Source organism: Citrobacter sp. RHB20-C16 (assembly GCF_013890155.1).
Lineage (GTDB): Bacteria > Pseudomonadota > Gammaproteobacteria > Enterobacterales > Enterobacteriaceae > Citrobacter_A > Citrobacter_A amalonaticus.
In genome coordinates, this window is record NZ_CP057630.1 from 3,855,213 (window position 1) to 3,877,314 (window position 22,102).

Genomic DNA, 22,102 nt, shown 5'->3' on the forward strand with positions numbered 1-22,102 from the left:
GACGCATAATCTGTCATCTATAAAAGGGTAAACATTCTTATTGTATTCACGGTATTACTGAGAAAAAACTTTGTCAGGGTCAAAATTTGCACTTGCGCGCGGCGGAAAAACAGAATAAAAATACACTAATTACGAATAATCATGCAATGAGGATATGCCGTGGTGAAGGAGCGTAGAACCGAACTGGTACAGGGATTCCGCCATTCTGTTCCCTATATCAATACCCATCGGGGAAAAACGTTTGTCATTATGCTCGGCGGCGAAGCCATTGAGCATGAAAACTTTTCCAGCATCGTCAATGACATTGGGCTTCTTCACAGCCTCGGCATTCGCCTGGTCGTGGTTTATGGCGCGCGTCCGCAAATTGACGCCAACCTCGCCACTCATCACCATGAGCCGATGTATCACAAAAATACCCGCGTCACCGACGCCAAAACGCTGGAGCTGGTAAAGCAGGCGGCGGGAACGTTGCAACTGGATATCACCGCTCGCCTGTCGATGAGCCTGAACAATACGCCGCTACAGGGGGCGCATATCAACGTGGTCAGCGGCAACTTTATCATTGCGCAGCCGCTGGGCGTCGATGACGGCGTAGATTACTGCCACAGCGGACGTATCCGTCGCATCGATGAAGAGGCGATCCATCGTCAACTGGACAGCGGCGCCATTGTGCTGATGGGCCCCGTTGCGGTGTCTGTCACTGGCGAAAGCTTTAACCTGACTTCAGAAGAGATCGCCACACAACTGGCGATCAAACTGAAAGCCGAAAAGATGATCGGGTTCTGTTCTTCGCAAGGGGTGACCAACGACGACGGTGATATCGTCTCCGAACTGTTCCCGAACGAGGCCCAGGCGCGCGTAGAAGCACAGGAAGAAAAAGGCGATTACAACTCGGGTACCGTACGCTTTCTGCGTGGCGCGGTGAAAGCCTGTCGCAGCGGCGTCCGTCGGTGTCACTTGATCAGCTATCAGGAAGATGGCGCGTTGTTGCAGGAGCTGTTTTCGCGCGACGGTATCGGGACACAAATTGTGATGGAAAGCGCCGAGCAGATCCGCCGCGCCACCATTAACGACATCGGCGGGATCCTGGAGCTGATCCGCCCGCTGGAACAGCAGGGCATTCTGGTGCGTCGTTCACGCGAACAACTGGAAATGGAGATCGACAAGTTCACCATTATCCAGCGCGATAATATGACCATCGCCTGTGCCGCACTGTACCCCTTCCCGGAAGAAAAAATCGGCGAAATGGCCTGCGTGGCTGTCCATCCGGACTACCGCAGTTCTTCAAGGGGAGAAGTGCTACTGGAGCGGATCGCCGCCCAGGCGAAGCAGATTGGCCTAAGCAAGCTGTTCGTCCTGACGACCCGCAGCATTCACTGGTTCCAGGAACGCGGCTTCACGCCGGTGGATATCGACCTGCTGCCGGAAAGTAAAAAAGAGATGTACAACTATCAGCGGAAATCCAAAGTCCTGATGGCGGATCTGGGGTAGCGGTTATCGCATTGCCGGATAGCGACGCAAATGGCTTATCCGGCAACCTCTCATTTAAACAACGTCGACAGCCCACTGCGTCGTTCGGTTCGGGTGGCAATCGCACTGCCAAGTATGCGTTCATCGGCATATAACGACAGGCGGCGACGTGCGCGGGTCACGGCGGTATACACCAGTTCCCGTGTCACCACCGGCGCGCGCTGCGTGGGTAACACCAGCGCAGCATGATCGAACTCCGAGCCCTGAGATTTGTGCACCGTCATTGCCCAGGTCGTTTCATGCTCCGGCAGGCGGCTGGGCTGCACAGACTTAATACTGCCATCCGGCATCGCAAACCAGACCCTTAATCCTTGCCCACGATCGAGCGCCACACCGATATCGCCGTTAAACAAGCCCAGCGCGCTGTCGTTACGGGCAATCATCACTGGCCGTCCTTCATACCAGCGGGAATGTGGCAGGCGATGAATTTTGCGCTTTTGCTGCATAGCCAGTTCGATACGTTCATTCAGTCCGCTCACGCCAAACGGCCCTTCGCGCAGCGCGCACAGCAGTTGGAACTCATTGAATGCCTGAATGATTAATGCAGGCTCCGCGCGCGCCTGAAGCAGTTGCAGATAGTGTCCATAACCTGCCAGTGCGTTTTCAAGCATGGCGGTGTAATCTTCACTGCTCTCCAGCGTCCGTTTATCGATATCGCTGAAGCCTTGCAGGAAAATGTCGTTTATCGCCGCCTTATCGCCACGGTTAATCGCCGCCGCCAGTTGCCCGATGCCGGAATCGCTGCCAAAACGGTAGCTCTTTTGCAGCAGACAGAGGCTGTCCCGTAGCGTGGCGGCGTCTTCTCCAGCACCTGCCGGAACGGGCATCCCCGTCAGGCGAGCCAGTTGCTGTGCCCGTTCAGGGGTATAGCCCGCATTCACCCAGGCACAGATATCCCCCAGCACCGCCCCCGCCTCGACCGAAGCAAGCTGATCGCGATCGCCAAGGAAAATGATACGCCCGTGCGACGGCAATGCGTCGATCAAGCGCGACATCATCGGCAGGTCGATCATTGACGCCTCATCCACCACCAGCACATCCAGATGTAGCGGGTTGCCCGCGTGATGGCGTAAACGCTGACTGCCGGGTTGCGCGCCCAGCAACCGGTGCAGAGTGCTGGCATCATCCGGGATGCGTTTCTTTTGTTCATCCGTCAGCGGCAACTGACGCAGCGCCTTGCCTAAGGACTCCGTCAAACGCGCCGCTGCTTTACCCGTCGGCGCCGCCAGGCGAATACGGCAACGCTCGCCTTCCGCCATCTGGATCAGCGCCGCCAACAGCCTGGCCACGGTGGTTGTTTTCCCCGTTCCCGGCCCGCCTGAAATCACCGAAATACGGCGGGTCAGCGCGACCGCCGCGGCGACTTTTTGCCAGTTGATTTCGTTTGTCGTCGGGAACAGCGCTTCCAGCGTTTGCGTCAGCAAGGTTTCATCCACCTCAATGGGTCGATTCACCTCGCTAAAGAAATGAGCAACTGTACGTTCGTTGCACCACATCCGGTTCAGATACAAACGGTCGCCATAAAGGACCATCGGCGATGGCCGCTCTCCATGACTGACGGCGTCGGAAGCGAGCAGGCATTCTTCCCAGTTCTCGGGTTCGCCAATGTCGCTAAGGCATGAAGAATAGAAAGGGGGATTATCCGCGTTCAGCGCCAGTTGAGAAAGCGGTAAACAGACGTGCCCTTCTCCGGCATCCCGGCTGAGTAACGCCGCTGCCAGCGTCACGGCAGGTTCATGTTCGCCGGTCACCGCCAGCGCGAATTGCACATCCAGCGGGCGCAGTTGCTTCTGCCCTACGGCCTCAAGTAATCGCTTCTGTAGCGTCATGATGCCTCCTCCAGCGCCACCCCGGCAAACATCTCGTCCATCCGGGTAATCAACTCACCCGCCGGGCGTGTGGTGTAAATCCCCTGCTGCGGCTGTTTGCTGTCCACGCCGCGCAGGAACAGATAAATCACGCCGCCAAAATGGCGCTCGTAGTCGTAATCTGCGATGCGATGGCGCAGATACCGGTGCAGCGCGAGGGTATAGAGCTGATACTGCAAATCATAGCGATGCGCCTGCATGGCCGCCGCCATCGCCTCTGGGGTGTAAGCGGCGCTGTTTTCTCCCAGCCAGTTCGATTTGTAATCCAGCAGGTAATAGCGCCCGTTGTGACGAAATACCAGATCGATAAAGCCCTTCAGCATCCCGCGAACCTGGGTGAACTCCAGTGGCGGACAGCCCGCCGAGAGCGGGTCAAACTGGCGGATCAGCGCATCCAGGTTTTCCGCAATAAGCGGTTGGCTAATGGGCAGATAAAACTCCATCTCGACCTGTTTTTCACGCGCAGAAAGCTGGCTCAGACTGACGCCAGTCTCATTGAGTGGCGCATGGAGAATCGCCGTCACCCACGCGGTGATGACCGGTTCCCAGTCGGCATCGTAGCCACCAAGCTCCAGTTTTTCCTGCACCCAGGCAGCCTCAACCGGCTGGGTAAAATCGAGATCTTCAAACAGGCTGTGTAAAAATGTTCCTGGCGATGCGCCGCGTGGGAACTGGTGCGGCGTCAGTTCCGGCTCCTCAACCACTTCACCCACGCCTGTCGCATCGATATCCAGTCGCGGCATCAGATCCTGTGCAATGCCGTGACCACGCTGTTGCAGGCCGGAATAGCTGGTCACCCGCCAGTTGTCGCCCGGCGTTCGTTGTACCCGTCGGGCATTCAGAGACGCCTCGCTCGCAACGGTGCCAGGCAACGGCTCCATACTGACCGCGTCCGGGATACGACAGACGATGTTCTCATCGCAAACTGCGTCTATCGCCGAGCGTAGCCCGGCGGCATCCATCGGTTCGCCTTTTTGCAGCAGACGCCCCAGCGCGCTCTGATGCACATCGGTATCGCCCTTTTTATCGCCCCGACGACGAACCAGAGGTGCGACGCCCAGACTGCAGTGCCAGACTGAACGCGTCAGCGCCACGTACAGTAAACGCAAATCTTCCGCCAGCCTTTCGGCTTCCGCCAGCGCCACGCTTTCGTCCGCCTCGCTCAGATCCAGAACTGCTTCAAACGAGTTGCGGTCGTGATAAAACGCCTGATCCTGAACGCGGAAATTCGTGATAAACGGCAGCCAGACCAGCGGATACTCCAGCCCTTTTGACTTGTGGATGGTGACGATCTGCACCAGATGGCTGTCGCTTTCCAGACGCATTTGCTGGCTGGAAGCATTGCTGTCAGGCTCAAGAATATGCTGCGAGAGCCAGCGCACCAGCGCATGCTCGCTTTCCAGTTGCGAAGCGGCCTCCTGCAATAGCTCACTGATGTGCAAAATATCGGTCAGGCGACGCTCACCTCCCGCCGTTGCCAGCAGGTTCTCCGCAATCTGTCGCGCTGACATCAGCGCACGCAGCATCGGCATCACGCCACGTTTTTGCCAGATTTGACGGTAGCCGACAAACTCGTCAACCACCCGATCCCAGGCGTTTTCATTGCCATTGAGCATGTCAATATCGCGCGCGTTCAACCCCATCATTGAGGCCGCCAGCGCGCTGCGTAGCGTATTTTCTTTTTCCGGCGCCATCACCGCCTGTAATAGCCAGAGCATCTCCTGCGCTTCCAGCGTTTCAAACACGCTGTCGCGGTTGGAAAGATAGACGGACGGAATCGCCAGTTGTGTCAGGGCATCGCGTACCAGCGCCGCTTCCTGGCGGCTACGCACCAACACGCTGATATCCGCCGCGCTCACCGGACGCGCGTCGTGACCGCTGATAAGCATCGCCTCTCCGCGCAACCCGGCCTTCAGCCAGTCGCGGATCTGCGCAGCACACACCTGCGCCATATAGCTTTGATAATCGCCTATTCCGCAGCTTTCTCCTTCCATCAACCACATCGTCATTGCGGGCTGAGTTTCGCCGTAAAATTCAAAACGCAGCGACTGGTTTTTTTCAGCGTATTTCACCGGCTGGAACGGGATCTCGCGGAACATGAAGGCGTCATCCATCAGGCCGAACAGCCTGTTGACGCTGTTCACCATGCCTGGCGCGGAACGCCAGTTGGTGTCGAGGGTATAGTGCGCGCTGACCTCACTGCGGGCCTTCATATAGGTAAAAATATCCGCGCCGCGAAACGCATAAATCGCCTGCTTCGGGTCGCCAATCAGTAGCAGCGCGGTGTCTGGCTGATGCTGCCAGATGCGGCGGAAAATACGGTATTGCTGCGGATCGGTATCCTGGAACTCATCGATCATTGCTACCGGGAAGCGGGTACGGATCGCCGCCGCCAGCGCATCGCCGCTTTCACTGCGCAGCGCGCTATCCAGTCGGCTGAGCATATCGTCAAACCCCAGCTCACCCCGGCGGCGTTTTTCTTTCGCCACCGTTTCACGGATCTCCACCAGCGCGCGGGTGATCATCAGATCTCTGAGCGTCAGCGGTTCCGCCAGTAATTCATCAATCGCGACAAACAGCGGATGCTGCGGCACAACGCCGCCTTCTTTGGTTCTGTCCTCAAGGAAACGCTGAGAGAATTTCTCCAGTGCCTCTGGCAACTGGTAGCTTTGCGTTGCGGACTGCGCCCAGGCGCTGATCTTCTCAATCCATTTGCCCTGGTTGCCACGGTTAAATTTACGCCGGTCGATGCCTGAGGCTTCCATCAATCCCTCAAGTTCACCCACCGCATCACACCATTGTTGCTTAAGCGCATTGATTCGCTGCACGATCTGCTGATGACGGGACGCCAGCGTTTCGTCATCCGGCGGTGGCGCTTTGATAACCGGCGCTTCCCCTTGCAGGTAACGGTTAATATCCGCCAGCAGCGCCTGCGGCCCTTTCCACGTTTCAAACACCACCTGGGCAATTTCACGCGGCAGGGGGTAACAGTGACGGCGCCAGAAGTCCGCACAGGCCTGATAACGCAGCAGCGATTCATCCTCGATCAGCTGTTGTTCAAATAACATGCCGGATTCGAAGGCATTCAGGCTCAGCATGCGCTGACAAAAACCGTGGATGGTGAATACCGCCGCCTCATCCATCTGTCTTTCGGCGAGCAGCAGCCACTGCGCCGCCTGCTTTTTATCGTCGATTTCATCCAGCAGACGGGCATAAAGGGGGTTGTCAGTCGATTCGCGCAGGCAGGCGATACGCAGCTCATGAATATTACTGCGGATACGCCCGCGCAACTCTTCGGTGGCGGCCTCAGTAAAGGTTACCACCAGCAGTTCTTCAACGGTCAGGGGACGGGGAAAGGCGGAAGACCCGCCGAGCCCGAGGAGCAGGCGCAGATAGAGCGCCGCGATAGTAAAGGTTTTGCCGGTGCCCGCAGAGGCTTCAATCAGGCGCTCGCCCGTGAGGGGCAAGCGCAGGGGATCAAGGGACTCGGCGACATCATTCATTCTGTTCTCTCACCAGGGGCAAAGTTTGCTGCAACGCGCTGACGTTGTCCCACACTTTCCAGCCTTCCGGGTGCACATAGTGCGGCTTCCCGTTTTGGCCGCCGGAAATCTGCGACAGTACCGCCATGCCTTGCGGCTCGACCACCGCCTGATGGAAGAAATCAGCAAGCTTTTGCGGCGTCAGCTGTTTTATCTGAGCCACAATTTTATCACGTGAATCGAAACGCATATTGCCGCGATCGAAATCTTTGCTTAATTTCGACGCTTCTTCGCCCAGCGTTTGCGGTGCCTGCAACATCTGCGCGACGATCGCCTGTTTAATCTGGGCGAACTCTTCCGGTTTCATGGCCCGCAGTTTTGCTTCCGCCGTGGGGAAAAACGCCTTGTAGCGTTCCCAGAGATACGGCGGCTGTTTATCGCTGCTTTGCAGCAGGAAACCCATTCCCCACTGGCGTCCGACGCTCATCGGGAAGGCAAACACCGCATACCCTAACTGCTCTTCCGTTCGCAGTTGATTGTAGAACCACGGCTGGACAATCTGGCCCAGCATGGCGCTGTAGGCCGAGCTGGCATACTCGTCATAACCGGCAGGGACAAAGACTGCCGCCAGCGCAGAGTCGGTACTGCTGCCCGCTTTTTCAAAAATGACAGACTGCTTCTTATCCACCAGCACATCTTTGTTGCGACACCATTCGGAACCGTTCGCCCCCAGCTGTTTCTGGATATCCCGCGCCATCGTCGTGACCTGCGCTTCGCTCATGTTGCCAACCGCCAGAAACTCCGGACGAGCGCCCGTTTTCAATGCTTCACGGTAGGCCATCACCTCTTTCAGGGTGATCGACGGCAGCAGTGCACGCCGTTCGTCACGGGAGAAATAAGGCACCTGAGAGATCATCTGCACCGGCATAATTGCCTGCTCGTAGGCTTTCCCCTTTTCGGCAGAATCCATCATCTGGCTATACCAGGATTTCGCCTGCTCAAGCTGCTCTTCAGTTGCGGTATAGCTGAAATAACCTGCAAGCAATGCCTGGAAAAGTTGCGGCAGACGCTGCGTATAGCCGTCAGCATTGAGCATTAAGCCATTGTTGGCGTTGGTTGAGAAACCGATGCCGCCCACCGCCGCCTGGTTACTTAACTGATCGAGCGCAATTCCCGCCAGATAATCGTTCAGCGCAAACATGACCTGGTTTCTGGCGCTGTCCATCGCCTGCGGATTACGCAGAATGACGCTCACGTCCGCTTTCGGTTCGCTGGCGAAATACTGGCTCGGGGTGTATACCACGCGCAAATTAGGCTCATCGACAATCAGCGCCGGACGGTCGTATTTCTTTTCCGGCTTGATCAGCGTGAAATCGTCAGGAATGTAAGGGTTCAGTTCCGGCAGAGACAGGGCTATCTCCTGCGCTTTCGTCTGCCAGTCGCTGAACGTCTGCTCGCTGATTTTATTGACCTGATAAGGAGCATCAACAAAGTAAGCGGTCTTGTTGTGCGGTTCTTTTGGGCTGATGTACCAGATTCGCGCATTTTGCGGCGTCATCATCTCCAGACGCGCCTGAATGGCTTTCGCATCGTATTGATCAGCAATGTTCACTGCGTCCAGAGTATGCGCCACCGGCACGCGGATCATGGTATCCGCCAGCCATTCGACGTAATCCATATCACGGGTGATCGACGGGTAACGGAAGTCCAGATCAAGCACATGCGACAGCTCGTCAAAGTAGCGTTTATCGACGCCCTTTTCGCGTAACAGATTGAGATAGCTGAAAATAGCCGCAACCACTTCTTCGCGGTTCGCCAGCCCTTTGTCGGTCAGGGTAGCGGAAATGGCTAACACACCGCTGTTGCCGTTGACTACCGGATCGGAGTCCGCGCGAATACCTTCCACCAGCCCTTGTTTTTGCAGCCAGTCAGAAAGCGTACCCGGGCTACGGTTACCGATCAGATAGGTGATCAGTTCATCGGTTTTACTGCGAAACTGCGCGCTGTTGTTGTCGATTCGGAACTCAACGCGCAGCACTTTACGCGGCAGCGCAGGTACGTAATGGATGATAACGCCCTTCTGCGCATCAGTGACGACCGGAACGGTAATTTCCGGCTTTTCGATATTCTTGTTGGGCACTCGCCCAAAGGTCTCCGCAGCAATCTTTGCCAGTTCCGGCAACGGCTTATTGCTGTAGATAACCGCTTTCATCAAATTGGCGGAGTAATACTTGCTGTGAAAATCGCGCAACGCCTGTTGCACCGGATTACCCGGTTTGTCGCTTAAGGTTTCCAGGTTGCCGCCGGAAAAACGTGAACCGGGGTGAGCCGGGTTGATGGTTTCCGCGCTCACCTGCGCCATTCGCATCCCGTCACGGGTACGCGCCATCGTCAGCTCAGCGTTTACTGCATTGCGCTCACGCTCGGCATATTTTTTATCCAGTAACGGTTCAGCAATGGCATCGGCCAGGCGGTCAACGGCACCAGTAAGCGCGTCGTTTTCCACTTCCAGATAGAACGCCGTGCGGTACGGCGCAGTGCTGGCATTGTGGCTGCCGCCATGCAATTTGAGGTATTCCGCAAGGCTATCGGCCTGTGGGTACTTTTTCGATCCCATCAGACACATGTGTTCAAGATAATGTGCCAGCCCCTGATGCGCATCGGGATCTTCCAGAGACCCCACGGGCACCACCAGCGCAGAAAGCGATTTCACCGCCTGCGGGTCGGATACCAGTAATACCACCAAACCATTATCGAGACGGACGGCCTGATACTGGCGGGTATCTTTGTCGCTTTTACGGATGGTTTCCGCAATGGGCTGCCAACCGGTATCTGCCTGACTTAAAGGCGCCCAAAAGGCGACCAACAACAGTAACGCTTTGAACCAGGTGCTGCGGGGCATTCAAGAACCTCATCATTAACTTTCTTTCTGCGCAAAGACACATTGGATGCTTCTCTGAGCAGGGCAACGCATCATAAAGGAAGCATCAAAATTGCGCAATTTTTATACAACCATCACGACTGATTAAATCTGAAAAGCGGAAGCAGGTAACGTTGTGACTGCAAAATAATGGCCTCAAAGGTTTCAGAGTCCAGTTGTCGCCACAGGCGCTGATACCAGATATCCTCGCCTTCGCCACGCACAACCATGTTGCCTTCGTAAGCCTGCATAAACTTCACGCGGGCTTTTTGACGCGTATCATCGTCATCTAACATGGCATCATTTGCCGCGTCATAACAGGTTTTTATCCACGCGCCGCCGCTTTCCGGTAGCACCAGCAGCGGTGTGGACATCCCTTCGCGATATCCGTCAATCAGTTGCGCCAGATACCCCAATGCCTGCTCTTGCTCCAGCGGTGGGAAGCGCCACTCTCCGTCTTTTCGCAAAAACAGCCGGCTTTCACCTTTTCCTCCGCAGGCACAATAGACAAGGTGTTCGAGCCAAAGTTGCACGCCTTGTGAAATGCTGATTAACGAAGGCCGCCAGCGCAACAGACCATCTTCTTGCACCTGCGGCAGCCAGCCCGTCAACTGTACGCCATTGCAGTGCAGATCAACCTCCAGGCTTTGGCTCGGCTGACGACAAGCCACGATCCTGTCCGCCAGCGTCTGCATTTCCTGATGCTGAGCTTCCCAGAGGATATCGCCATAGGCCCCATACGGCAGATCCCCCGCCGCACGGAAGCGACGGAACAGACGTTCGGCATCATCCTGTTCAACCAGCGTATTCAGTAACTGCTGGTTGAGCTGATAACGGGTCAGCCCTTCCAGGGTAAACGGTTCGGTGTCCGGGATCTCACGCTCTTCGGAGCGGAAATTAACCTGCAGACGCTGCTGGAAAAACGCCCGCACCGGATGCGCCCAGAAGCGCTGCAGCGTTTCCAGACTCAGCGTCTCTGGCATATCAAAGGCTAACGGCTGCACAAAATCGCTATGGGCTTCTCCACGACGGCTTGCCGCCGGTAGCCATTCGCTGGCGTAGCTCTGCTGTTCACCGGGCAGGAAGTTTTGCGCATCGAACGGCATACGGGTATGCAGGCGGGCGATATGCGCTTTCACTCGTTTCTCGCTCTCATCGCTGGTTAACGCGTCGTCACCCGGCAGGTAGTGGCTTTGTCCGATGTAATCGAGCAGCTCCTGCACCAGCACGGAAGGAAACCGTTCGCTGTTATCCTGGATCGAGCGCCCGATATAGCTGATGTAAAGCGACTGCTGGGCAGAAATTAAGGCTTCAAGGAACAGATAACGATCATCATCACGACGACTGCGATCCCCACGCATTGGTTTCTGGCTCATGAGATCAAAACCGAGCGGCGCAAGCTGGCGCGGATAAACACCGTCGTTCATACCCAGCAGACAGACCACTTTGAAAGGAATGGAGCGCATCGGCATCAGCGTACAGATGTTTACCGGCCCGGCTAAAAAGCGCTGACTAATTCGCTCCTGATCCAACCGCTTCGCCAGTTCATCGCGCAACAGGGATAGCGGAACCGCATCACCATACTTAGCCTCTATACCTTCGGCGATGATCGCCTGCCACTGCTGCTCAATCAGCGTCATGGCCGCCTCGGTTTCAGCGTCAGGAAGGAAGAAATCGTTGAGCATCTCGCGGCACACTGGCAGCCACTCTTCCAGTGGACGTTCCTGTGCCAGGCCACGACGCCAGAGATTAAGCTGCATCAGTAACGACGCCAGATGCCCTACCAGTTCGGCGATGAGTCCACAGGACTCATCGTAAGGCAGAACGGACTGCCACTCACCCTGCGCACTTTCCATGGCATAGCCCAGCAGCATGCGCGTCAGGCCAAACTGCCACGTATGCTGTCCCGTTGTCGGAAGTTCCAGTTCGCGCACGTTGTCGTCATCAATACCCCAGCGAATGCCCGATTCATTGACCCACAACCGCAAGTAACGCAATCCTTCTTCGCTGATATTGAAGCGTGCCGCCAGCACCGGGACATCCAGCAGCGCCAGCACGTCCTCAGAAACAAAACGGCTGTCAGGCAATGACAGCAGGCTGATGAAGGCCTGCAACACCGGGTGTGACTGACGCGCCCGACGATCGGAAATCGCATAAGGTAGATAACGCTCCGCAGGGGCGCTGCCAAAGACGGCCTGAATAAACGGGCTATAGCTGTCGATATCCGCCACCATCACGATGATGTCACGCGGGGTGAGCGTTGGGTCTGCCTCCAGCATTGCCAGAAGACGATCGTGGAGGACTTCGACTTCACGCTGGGGGCTATGACAGACATGGAAGGTGACGCTGGTGTCGTTTGGATCAAGGCGTCGCTTATTGTCACTGCGGGAATACTCTTCCAGACTCACGCCCGCCACTGCGCGGTTTTCCAGCTCAAGGATATCGGCCTGGATGTTATGCAGCAGGTTATCCGGCGTAATGTCGACAAACGCATCCAGCTCCTGGCTGTTTTCCAGTTCGGAGAGCAGATAAATATAGTCGCGCCCCAGTTTCCCCCACGAGGCCAACATCGGGTTACCGACATCCTGTTCGCCATCGCCGTTAAACAAACTTTCGGCATTCGCATTGTCACGAAACAGCGGTAAATGACGGTCTTCAAAACTGTGTCGCCGCTGACGTGCCAGCAGTTTTGCCAGATACGCCGGATCTTTAATATCGCCCCAGTAGTAGCGGCAGGGATTGGTGAAGAGCAGATGAATCTCGATATGTTTACCGAGCGCCTGCAGTGCCTGTAGGTATACCGGTGGCAGCGCGGAGATCCCGCAGATAAACACACGAGAAGGAAGTCCTAGTGGGCAGCGTTCAGCCTTTTCGAGGGTCTGGATAAACCGTTGATAGAGATTGGCACGATGCCAGCGCGGTTGTCCCAGCGCATCGGTATATTCCACCAACGCTTTCCATAGCGGCGCCTGCCAGCTTTGCGCCTCTCCTAACCCGTCGACCATTCGCCCCGCTTCCCACTGGGTTAGCCATTCCGGTCGGTACACCAGATACTGATCGAAAAGATCCGCCGCGCGCGACGACAACTGAAACAACTTACGTTTATCCGTATCGTCCGTCAGATAGTGGCGTAGTAACGCGAAATCATCATGATCCAGCAGTTGCGGGAGCAGCGTCATCAACTTCCAGCTCATGCTTTGTTTGCTGAAAGCGCTCTCTTTGGGGATCTCCGGCAGTACGCGGACGAACATTTCCCAGATAAAACTTGCCGGGAGTGGGAATTCTATGTTGGCGGCGATACCAAATTTCTGCGAAAGGGTCATCTGTAGCCACTGCGCCATCCCGGTACTCTGTACCAGAATCATTTCCGGCTCAAAAGGATCGTCCAGCCGCTCGCGCTCGACGATGAACTCCATCAATGCTTCCAGCACATCCAGACGATTTGAGTGGTAGACCCTTAACATAGAGACTCCTGGCAACTAACGGTTTGGGCAGTGCAGGCGCGTCATTTTCCCCTGCCTGCCCTGAGGTGAAGATAGCGTAACGCTGATGCTGACACATCCCGCCTGCGTTGTCTGCATCCGGTTAACCTGCCAGTTAACAGGTGGCGAAAACGAACGCAGTTGCGTCTGCTGCCAGCCCTGACGCCAGAGTTGCAGGTACTGGCTCCTGATGAAAAAACCGTTCATTAGCGCGCGCTGGTATCCGGAAAGCGCCGTCACCACCATCACCATAAGAACCATTGCCAGTATCACCTCTGGCAGGCTAAATCCGCACTGGCGGCTCAGGGGAACTGGCATAGCGCGACCTCCCGTAGCGGACAGAAATCGCTCCAGCCATGAAGAGAAAAGACGACGTTTTCCTCCTGTTGCTCGCCTTCTCGCCATAGGGAGGTTCCCTGATAGCTGGCAATAAGCAAAACGCGATTGTTGGCGAGTCTGCGCAGGCAGACGGGGACATTGGCCTCCCCGTAGTACCGACACGGTTTATCCGAGCTTATCGACCATGGCTGCATCCTGCCCCACTCCATGGCTGACTGTACGACAGCCTGGCGTTGCAGAGCCTGACTTTCTATCGTCACCCGTGAAGCAAAACTGCTCTGCTGCTGGTTAACGCCCTGCAGCAGTAAGCTGCCGAGGACCAACAGCAGCAGAACCAGCGCCAGAGAGGAGACGCCCCGTTCGCGGTTCATAAATTAAACCCGGTAACGCTGTAGCGTGCATCGACCACGGTTTGCGGATCCCTCCGGCTAATGCCGCGCAGATGTATGGTCAATTCGGGCGTAAAGCCCGCGATATCCTGAGGCACAACGTCAAATGCCGTAATGTGTACGACGTCAGGATCGGTCATTTTATCCCATCCTTTTCCACTGCACGTTTTCGCGCCGCGCTGCGTCTCCAGCACGTTATCATTCAGGCGAAACCCGGTTTGTTCAGCTTCCTTTACCGGCTCGCTTTCCCAGATGCCATTCGCATTGGCGTCCCACTGAACGATGACACACTGTCCCGCGTTGGTAATGTTTACTCCATCACCACTACAGCTACCGTGGCAATATCCTGCGCGTTGGAGGTGTTTCGCAATGGTGTACACCCGCTGCCACATGTCATCCTCCAGCGCGAGTCTGCGGGTCTGCTGCAAAATATCGCGCTGTAATGCCGGTAAAAAACGGGCGGCTCCCAGCAACAGTACGCTGCTGATCGCCATTGCAATCAGCACCTCAAGCAGAGAGAAACCGCGTTCACTCACCGACAACCCTGGGTATCGTCGCGCTCGCACAAGCGGATCCGTCCCCACGGTGAAACCACTACCCGCCATTCGCCTGTCGCATTTTTCAGACGGATATTCCCCGGCCACGCGGTATTGCGCTGACCATAAAACGTCAGTGAAGCCGTAATCCCGACGAGCTCGACATCGTGCCAGAGCGGCACAAAAACGAGCGCCGAGCGCGGCGTACAGGTATTTCGTGAGGCTGTCGAACTGACAAGACACCATGACGCGTCCTCCCTGATGGCGGTAATGATGTGATCGCGGTTATGCCAGTTGGCATCTTCCCGTAGCTGCAGCAAGAAATCGCGCAACTGACAGGCGGTCTGCCAGAGATGTTGCTGTTGCTGCCACTGCTGCCAACCATAGAGTCCTGTTGCACTCAGGCTGATAATAATAAGCATCGCGACCAGCGTTTCGATGAGCGTATAGCCCTGCTGTGTATTCATGACGGCAGTATGACGCGTCGGGAGGTTAACACGAGGCGAGAATTCAGGTTTTTCGGCGCGTTACGAAAGAAATTTACTCTGTTACAGCAGGTTGCATCATTTCAGGAACCTGCGCCGAAAAACCAAAATTTGGGTAAAAAAAACCGACGCGCAAAGGCGTCGGTTATGACAGGATAAAGCCGTCAGATAGCAACCGGCGCTTTTATCCCCGGATGCGGGTCGTAACCCTCGATTTCAAAATCTTCGAAGCGATAGTCGAAGAGGGAATCAGGTTTACGTTTAATCACCAGTTTCGGCAGTGCGCGCGGTTCGCGAGTCAGTTGCAGATGCGTCTGCTCCATGTGGTTGCTGTACAGATGCGTGTCACCACCGGTCCAGACGAAATCGCCGACCTCCAGATCGCACTGCTGCGCCATCATATGCACCAGCAACGCATAGCTGGCGATGTTAAACGGCAGGCCGAGGAACACATCGCAGGAGCGCTGATACAGCTGGCAAGAGAGTTTGCCATCCGCGACATAGAACTGGAAGAACGCGTGGCATGGTGCCAGCGCCATTTTGTCCAGTTCGCCGACGTTCCACGCCGAAACGATAATACGGCGCGAATCAGGATCATTTTTCAACTGGTTCAGTACCGTCGTGATCTGATCAATGTGGCGACCGTCCGGCGTTGGCCAGGCGCGCCACTGTTTGCCATACACCGGGCCCAGGTTGCCGTTTTCATCCGCCCATTCGTCCCAGATGGTGACGTTATTGTCGTGCAGATAGGCCACGTTGGTGTCACCTTGCAGAAACCACAGCAGCTCGTGGATGATGGAGCGCAAGTGGCAACGTTTTGTCGTCACCAGCGGGAATCCTTCCTGCAGGTTAAAACGCATCTGATGACCAAAAATGGAAAGCGTTCCGGTTCCGGTACGGTCGTTTTTCTGTGTGCCTTCATCCAGCACTTTTTGCATCAGTTCTAAATACTGTTTCATGGTTCCTCAGGAAACGTGTTGCTGTGGGCGACGGCGATAGGCCCAAACCATCATGATCACACCAGCGACAATCATCGGAATCGAGAGGATCTGTCCCATGCTGATGTACTGTACCCATTCACCGGTGAACTGCTGATCCGGCTGACGGAAGAATTCAACAATGATACGAAACGCGCCGTAACCAATCAAAAACAGCCCGGAGACTGACCCCATCGGACGCGGTTTACGAATAAACAGGTTAAGAATGATAAACAGCACTACGCCTTCCAGCGCCATCTCATAGAGCTGAGACGCATGGCGCGGTAAAGAGCCGTAGGTATCAAAAATAGATTGCCATTGCGGGTTGGTTTGCAGCAGCAGAATGTCTTCAGTGCGCGACCCGGGAAACAGCATGGCGTAAGAGAAATTCGGGTCGACACGGCCCCACAGTTCGCCATTGATAAAGTTGCCCAGACGCCCGGCCCCCAGCCCAAAGGGGATCAGCGGCGCAATAAAATCAGAGACCTGGAAGAAACTGCGCTTCGTGCGTTTGGCGAAGATAATCATCACCAGAATCACACCAATCAGCCCACCGTGGAAGGACATACCTCCGTCCCAGACGCGGAACAGGTACAGCGGATTATCCAGGAACAGCGGGAAGTTATAGAACAGTACATAGCCAATACGCCCCCCGAGGAAGACCCCGAGGAAACCTGCATAAAGTAAGTTTTCGACTTCATTTTTGGTCCAGCCACTGCCCGGACGGTTGGCTCGGCGCGTCGCCAGCCACATCGCGAAAATAAAGCCGACCAGATACATTAAACCGTACCAGTGAAGTGCGACGGGTCCAATTGAGAAAATGACCGGATCGAATTCCGGAAAATGCAGATAGCTACTGGTCATCTGTCACCACAAGTTCTTGTTATTTCGCTGAAAAAATTCAGCAAGCGATATGCGCACCCACTACTTACAGGCGCTCCAAAGGAGCGAATGATAGCATACGAGGTTCTGTGAGGCTGTCGGGAAGATGTAAAAGATCTGTATAGCGCTTTTACAACCCCCCTCGAATCAGGCCGCCCATGCCGCGACGCTCCATAAACGCTGCCACCTGATGGCGCACTTCCGTTGCCAGTTGTGCCTCAAGGCTGCGTTGGGCAAGGATTTTTGCCTCTTCGTAATCAATGCGACGCAGCAGGTATTTTACGCGCGCCACAGAACGACCGTTCATTGAAAGATGGCGAAAACCCAGTCCAATCAGGATGGTGACACACATCGGATCGCCCGCCATTTCGCCACACACGCGCAGGTCGATATCGCTACGCTCAGCTTCCTGCGCAATCATCGACAGCGCGCGTAGCATTCCTGGATGCAAACTGTCATAAATGCTGGCAACGCGCGTATTGTTACGATCCACCGCCAGCACGTACTGGGTCAGATCGTTAGTCCCGACGGAGACAAAATCGATACGACTCGCCAGATTCGGCAGCATAAAGACCATCGACGGTACTTCCAGCATGATGCCGATACGCGGTTTCGGGATCGCGTACCCAATCATCTCTTCCACTTCGCGGCCCGCACGTTCAATCAGGCGGCGCGCTTCATCCACCTCATCGATACTGGTTACCATCGGCAGCAGAATACTCAGGTTGCCCGTCGCCGCATTGGCGCGCAGCATCGCCCGCACCTGGACAAGGAAGATTTCCGGCTGATCGAGCGTAATGCGAATGCCTCGCCAGCCCAGGCAGGGATTCTCCTCGCTGATTGGCATGTACGGCAGCTGTTTGTCCGCGCCAACGTCCAGCGTTCGTAACGTCACCGGCTTGTCATTAAACATCTGCAACATGCCCTGGTACTGCGCCACCTGCTCTTCTTCCGAAGGGAAACCGCTTTGCAGCATGAAGGGAATTTCGGTGCGATACAGGCCAATGCCGTCGATACGACTGCCCAGCTTTTCTTCATGTTCCGGGCTGAGTCCCGCGTTCAGCATTACTTTGATCCGCTCACCGCTTTTCAGCTGTGCGGGTAAATTGACGTCATCTTCCGCCAGTCGGCTGAGCTCGTTCTCTTCGCTGATAAGCCGCTGATATTCCTGGATCAATACCGGTTCAGGATCGACCAGCAGCTCACCGCGGTAGCCATCCACCACCAACGTACGCCGGTGCAGCACCGATGGCTGAATATCGGCGCCCATCACGGTGGGAATCCCCATGGCACGGACCATGATCGCAGCATGGGAGTTGGCCGCCCCGTCGCGGACAACAACGCCCGCCAGCCGGTCCTGCGGCAGTTCCGCCAGCGTGGTGGCCGAGAGTTCATCAGCCACCAGCACGAAGCGTTCTGGCCAGGCATTTGGCCCTTGTATGGAATCATCGAGATGGAACAGCAGGCGTTGGCCCAGCGCACGCAGGTCGCCTGCACGCTCTTTGAGATAGTTGTCGCTCAGCGCGGCAAACTGTTCGGCAAACTTTTCGATGATCGTTTTGACCGCCCATTCGGCCACAGACCCTTTATCCACTTCGGCAAACAGCTCGCGTCGCAGGCGGGCATCGGAAAGCAGGTGCGAATAGAGATCGAATATCGCGGCGGTCTCTTTCTGCGCCCCAGCGGCAAACCGCTTGCTGTAACGGCGAAACTCATTTGCCGCCTCTTCCAGCGCGCCGGTCAGGCGCTCACGCTCCAGAGCGGGATCCAGCGTCGAGGCCTGATACACCTGCTCCATCAGCGGTAGCGTCGCATCCTGCCAGCCTTCGGCAATCGCCACGCCCGGCGCCGCCGGTAGCGCACGAATTCGCGTCTGGCGATACTGGCCGAACAGGGCAGTAAGCTGAGATTGTGACAGAATCGCTGCCATCTGCGTGGCAAGTGTCACCAGGAAAGATTCTTCGCTTTCATCGTACTGGCGCAGTTCGCGCTGCTGTACAACGAGGACGCCCAGCAGTTGACGACGCTGAATGATCGGCACCCCGAGGAAGGCACGGAAGCGTTCTTCTTTTACCGAGGGGATGTATTTAAAACTGGGGTGTTTTTGCGCATCAGCGAGGTTAATAGGTTCCGCCAGCCTGCCAACCAGGCCGACGATACCTTCATCAAATGCGAGTGCGACAGTACGACCGCGCGGTTTTTTAAGCCCCCGCGTCGCCATGAGGTAATAACAACGCCGGTCATGATCGGCCAGATAAACCGAGCAGACCTCTGTATCCATCGCAAGACAGATGTCAGTAACCAGAATATTCAGCGCTTCATTAAGACGCGGAGCACTGGCCACCTTTTCGACTATTTCGCGCAGGCGGGTGAGCATAATTTGCGTGGCTTAACCTCTTTTACGTCGATAAGCAGGTGTATTTTGCGGTTTTGGCGTCGCTTCCTGAAGCGCCATCACAACACTTGCGAACTCTTTCATCACCCTGCGGTAGACATCGCGTTTAAATGAAACCACTTGCCGGACCGGATACCAGTAACTTACCCAACGCCAGCCGTCAAACTCAGGAGTGCTGCTGGTTTGCATATTGATTTCCGCGTCCCCGCTCATCAACTGCAAAAGAAACCACTTTTGTTTCTGGCCGATACACACCGGCTTTGTATCCCAACGCACCAAACGTTTCGGTAACTTGTAACGCAACCAGTTGCGAGTAGAGGCAAGGATTCGCACATCTTTACGGCTTAACCCTACTTCTTCAAACAGTTCCCGGTACATCGCCTGTTCTGCTGATTCTCCTGGATTTATCCCACCCTGTGGGAACTGCCAGGAGTGCTGACCAAACCGCCGGGCCCACATCACTTGCCCCTGACGATTACAAATTACGATACCTACATTTGGGCGGTAGCCATCGTCATCAATCACCGGACTACCTCAACATAAACCTTATATGAGAATGATTGTTTCACACTCCTGACAGACGGTAAACCACTGAGTTACGGCGGTGTGCATCTAATAACAATTGAATAACTCACAGTTAATGACAAAGTTATAAACAGACACTCACCCATTCGGGCGATTTTATTCACCTTTTCTGTGGATAGAGTTGTGAAGAAGTACGGAATTACTCCGGGAAAACCCGGAACAGTCTGAATAAACGGACAAGAGGGTGAAAAAAATATTTTCTTTTATTCATGGGGTTACTGGCTCGTTTTAGCGATAACCAGGCAAAAAGGTGATAGCCATCACACTGACGATCCTCAGGCTGATGAAAGATCGAACAGCGCCGACTTTATCCACAGATTGTGCCAATAAGTTAAACACAAATTGTGTGAAAATTCGATTTTTGTCGCACGTCAAGGCTGTAAATGGAAACAGTAGTCGGGGTTTTTCACAGTTATCCCATCTTTCTGTGGATAACATGGTGTAAGATCCTGTTTAAATTCAGTGACCAGAAATGGAAAACCTATTCTTATGTTGCGCAATACGTGACGTCAGAAACTAAAAACCAATATAAATCATGACATTGAATATGACATGTGGAAAACGATAAACTTCTTTCTCACGGTATAAAATCCTTGTTCATTTTTTCACCTAAGGTGTAACGCCATGTCCGGACTCCATCCTTTACGCTTTCCACCGGAATCTGAAGCCCTTCTGCTCCAGCAAGCGCAGCAGCTTTCGGGCTATTCGCTGGGCGAACTGGCGGCGATGGCAGGTATTGTTGCGCCGAAAGATCTCAAGCGGGACAAAGGCTGGATCGGCGTATTACTGGAACTCTGGTTGGGGGCCAGCGCCGGAAGTAAGCCTGAACAGGATTTCGCCGCATTAGGCGTCGAATTGAAAACCATTCCTGTGGATAGCCTCGGCCGGCCGCTTGAAACCACCTTTGTCTGCGTTGCACCGCTGACCGGAAACAGCGGCGTGACGTGGGAAACCAGTCACGTACGACACAAACTGAAGCGGGTACTGTGGATCCCGGTAGAAGGCGAACGCAGCATTCCCCTCGCGCAGCGGCGGGTGGGATCGCCAGTACTGTGGAGCCCTGATGAAGAAGAAGACCGTCAGTTACGGCTCGACTGGGAAGAATTAATGGACATGATTGTGCTCGGTCAGGTTGAACGTATCACTGCCCGCCATGGCGAATTTTTACAACTACGACCGAAGGCGGCAAACGCCAAAGCGCTCACCGAGGCGATCGGCGCCCAGGGCGAGCCAATACTGACGTTGCCGCGTGGTTTTTACCTGAAAAAGAACTTCACGCGCGCCCTGCTGGAACGCCACTTTTTGTTACAGCAGCGTTAGACTTTCGCCTTGTGTCCGGGAAGCATATAATTAGCGTTTCTTTTTTTGGCAGGACTTTGTTCAATGTTATTTGCATGGATAACCGATCCTAACGCCTGGCTTGCGCTCGGTACGCTGACGCTGCTGGAGATCGTGCTTGGGATCGATAATATTATTTTCCTCTCACTGGTGGTTGCAAAACTCCCGACTGCGCAACGTGCGCACGCCCGTCGTCTCGGTCTCGCAGCGGCGATGATCATGCGACTGGCGCTGCTGGCCTCCATCGCCTGGGTGACCCGGCTGACCAATCCGCTGTTCGAGGTGTTTGGTGAAGCCATTTCCGCCCGCGACCTGATCCTTCTGCTCGGCGGATTGTTCCTGATCTGGAAAGCGAGTAAGGAGATCCACGAATCCATTGAAGGTGAAGAAGAAGGGGTGAACATGCGCGTCAGCTCCTTTCTGGGGGCCATCGTGCAGATCATGCTGCTCGACATTATCTTCAGTCTGGACTCGGTGATCACGGCGGTTGGCTTGTCCGATCATCTGTTCATCATGATGGCGGCGGTGGTAATTGCCGTTGGCGTAATGATGTTTGCGGCGCGTCCTATAGGCGAGTTTGTCGACAGGCACCCGTCCGTGAAGATGCTGGCGCTGTCGTTTCTGATACTGGTGGGCTTCACCCTGATCCTGGAAAGCTTCGACGTTCACGTGCCGAAGGGTTACATCTATTTCGCCATGTTCTTCTCGATTGCGGTTGAGAGCCTGAACTTGTTGCGAAACAAAAAGAACCCGCTGTAATTGTCCTTTTCGCTCCCTGCGGGGAGCGAACCTCTCCCCTTTTCTCCTCTCAGATTAAGATTTTCCTGCTTTTCCTGCCCACAACTTCAGGTTATTACTAGACTGTTATCAGACGCAGGCCACGTGAGGATAAAT

The 22,102-nt window shown here is 55.2% G+C and carries 15 protein-coding genes; 3 read left to right on the plus strand and 12 right to left on the minus strand.

Going from position 1 to position 22,102, the window contains the following annotated elements:
* Positions 1 to 159: 159 nt before the first annotated feature.
* Positions 160 to 1,491: an amino-acid N-acetyltransferase gene (gene argA / locus HVX64_RS18530; protein ID WP_042999482.1), complete on the plus strand. Its 1,332-nt coding sequence runs from the start codon at positions 160 to 162 to the stop codon at positions 1,489 to 1,491.
* A gap of 50 nt (positions 1,492 to 1,541) precedes the next feature.
* Here argA and recD read toward each other — a convergent pair whose 3' ends face one another.
* From recD to rppH, 12 genes are all read right to left on the minus strand, one after another.
* A complete protein-coding gene (gene recD, locus HVX64_RS18535) occupies positions 1,542 to 3,359 on the minus strand; it encodes an exodeoxyribonuclease V subunit alpha (RefSeq protein WP_044254207.1) in 1,818 nt (605 codons plus the stop codon).
* On the minus strand, positions 3,356 to 6,901 hold the full coding sequence (gene recB / locus HVX64_RS18540; protein WP_044254203.1) for an exodeoxyribonuclease V subunit beta: 3,546 nt from the start codon (positions 6,899 to 6,901) through the stop codon (positions 3,356 to 3,358). The genes recD and recB overlap by 4 nt, the downstream gene beginning before the upstream one ends.
* Entirely contained in the window at positions 6,894 to 9,782 is a 2,889-nt protein-coding gene (gene ptrA, locus HVX64_RS18545) for a pitrilysin (RefSeq protein ID WP_044254201.1), read from the minus strand. The genes recB and ptrA overlap by 8 nt, the downstream gene beginning before the upstream one ends.
* Positions 9,783 to 9,895: 113 nt before the next feature.
* Positions 9,896 to 13,264 carry an exodeoxyribonuclease V subunit gamma gene (recC, locus tag HVX64_RS18550; protein WP_044254199.1) on the minus strand — a complete coding sequence of 1,123 codons (3,369 nt, stop codon included), beginning with the start codon at positions 13,262 to 13,264 and terminating at the stop codon, positions 9,896 to 9,898.
* A gap of 15 nt (positions 13,265 to 13,279) precedes the next feature.
* On the minus strand, positions 13,280 to 13,600 hold the full coding sequence (locus HVX64_RS18555; RefSeq protein WP_044254196.1) for a prepilin-type N-terminal cleavage/methylation domain-containing protein: 321 nt from the start codon (positions 13,598 to 13,600) through the stop codon (positions 13,280 to 13,282).
* A complete protein-coding gene (locus HVX64_RS18560; RefSeq protein ID WP_044254193.1) occupies positions 13,585 to 13,992 on the minus strand; it encodes a DUF2509 family protein in 408 nt (135 codons plus the stop codon). The genes HVX64_RS18555 and HVX64_RS18560 overlap by 16 nt, the downstream gene beginning before the upstream one ends.
* Positions 13,989 to 14,552 (minus strand): prepilin peptidase-dependent protein, encoded by a 564-nt coding sequence (locus tag HVX64_RS18565; protein ID WP_044254190.1) that lies wholly within the window; start codon positions 14,550 to 14,552, stop codon positions 13,989 to 13,991. Before HVX64_RS18565 ends, HVX64_RS18560 begins: the two co-directional genes overlap by 4 nt.
* A complete protein-coding gene (locus HVX64_RS18570; protein ID WP_044254186.1) occupies positions 14,543 to 15,013 on the minus strand; it encodes a prepilin peptidase-dependent protein in 471 nt (156 codons plus the stop codon). The genes HVX64_RS18565 and HVX64_RS18570 overlap by 10 nt, the downstream gene beginning before the upstream one ends.
* Positions 15,014 to 15,195: 182 nt before the next feature.
* A complete protein-coding gene (gene thyA, locus HVX64_RS18575) occupies positions 15,196 to 15,990 on the minus strand; it encodes a thymidylate synthase (RefSeq protein ID WP_042999473.1) in 795 nt (264 codons plus the stop codon).
* Between the two features lie 6 nt (positions 15,991 to 15,996).
* Positions 15,997 to 16,872, minus strand: a complete 876-nt coding sequence (lgt, locus tag HVX64_RS18580; protein ID WP_042322421.1) for a prolipoprotein diacylglyceryl transferase — start codon at positions 16,870 to 16,872, stop codon at positions 15,997 to 15,999.
* A 148-nt stretch (positions 16,873 to 17,020) separates the two neighbouring features.
* Positions 17,021 to 19,267: a phosphoenolpyruvate--protein phosphotransferase gene (gene ptsP, locus HVX64_RS18585; protein ID WP_044254183.1), complete on the minus strand. Its 2,247-nt coding sequence runs from the start codon at positions 19,265 to 19,267 to the stop codon at positions 17,021 to 17,023.
* A 12-nt stretch (positions 19,268 to 19,279) separates the two neighbouring features.
* A complete protein-coding gene (rppH, locus tag HVX64_RS18590; protein WP_042999471.1) occupies positions 19,280 to 19,810 on the minus strand; it encodes an RNA pyrophosphohydrolase in 531 nt (176 codons plus the stop codon).
* Between the two features lie 684 nt (positions 19,811 to 20,494).
* Between rppH and mutH the strand changes: the two genes are divergently transcribed.
* Complete coding sequence (mutH, locus tag HVX64_RS18595; RefSeq protein WP_044254180.1) at positions 20,495 to 21,190, plus strand: DNA mismatch repair endonuclease MutH; 696 nt, start codon at positions 20,495 to 20,497, stop codon at positions 21,188 to 21,190.
* Positions 21,191 to 21,253: 63 nt separating this feature from the next.
* Positions 21,254 to 21,967: a TerC family protein gene (locus tag HVX64_RS18600; RefSeq protein WP_042999468.1), complete on the plus strand. Its 714-nt coding sequence runs from the start codon at positions 21,254 to 21,256 to the stop codon at positions 21,965 to 21,967.
* Positions 21,968 to 22,102: the final 135 nt, after the last annotated feature.

Excerpts from the sequence above, each read along its gene's own strand:
- recD (WP_044254207.1), bottom strand. The coding sequence starts at position 3,359 with ATGACGCTACAGAAGCGATTACTTGAGGCCGTAGGGCAGAAGCAACTG.
- recB (WP_044254203.1), bottom strand. The coding sequence starts at position 6,901 with ATGAATGATGTCGCCGAGTCCCTTGATCCCCTGCGCTTGCCCCTCACG.
- ptrA (WP_044254201.1), bottom strand. The coding sequence starts at position 9,782 with ATGCCCCGCAGCACCTGGTTCAAAGCGTTACTGTTGTTGGTCGCCTTT.
- recC (WP_044254199.1), bottom strand. The coding sequence starts at position 13,264 with ATGTTAAGGGTCTACCACTCAAATCGTCTGGATGTGCTGGAAGCATTG.
- HVX64_RS18555 (WP_044254196.1), bottom strand. The coding sequence starts at position 13,600 with ATGCCAGTTCCCCTGAGCCGCCAGTGCGGATTTAGCCTGCCAGAGGTG.
- HVX64_RS18560 (WP_044254193.1), bottom strand. The coding sequence starts at position 13,992 with ATGAACCGCGAACGGGGCGTCTCCTCTCTGGCGCTGGTTCTGCTGCTG.
- HVX64_RS18570 (WP_044254186.1), bottom strand. The coding sequence starts at position 15,013 with ATGAATACACAGCAGGGCTATACGCTCATCGAAACGCTGGTCGCGATG.
- thyA (WP_042999473.1), bottom strand. The coding sequence starts at position 15,990 with ATGAAACAGTATTTAGAACTGATGCAAAAAGTGCTGGATGAAGGCACA.
- lgt (WP_042322421.1), bottom strand. The coding sequence starts at position 16,872 with ATGACCAGTAGCTATCTGCATTTTCCGGAATTCGATCCGGTCATTTTC.
- ptsP (WP_044254183.1), bottom strand. The coding sequence starts at position 19,267 with ATGCTCACCCGCCTGCGCGAAATAGTCGAAAAGGTGGCCAGTGCTCCG.
- mutH (WP_044254180.1), top strand. The coding sequence starts at position 20,495 with ATGTCCGGACTCCATCCTTTACGCTTTCCACCGGAATCTGAAGCCCTT.
- HVX64_RS18600 (WP_042999468.1), top strand. The coding sequence starts at position 21,254 with ATGTTATTTGCATGGATAACCGATCCTAACGCCTGGCTTGCGCTCGGT.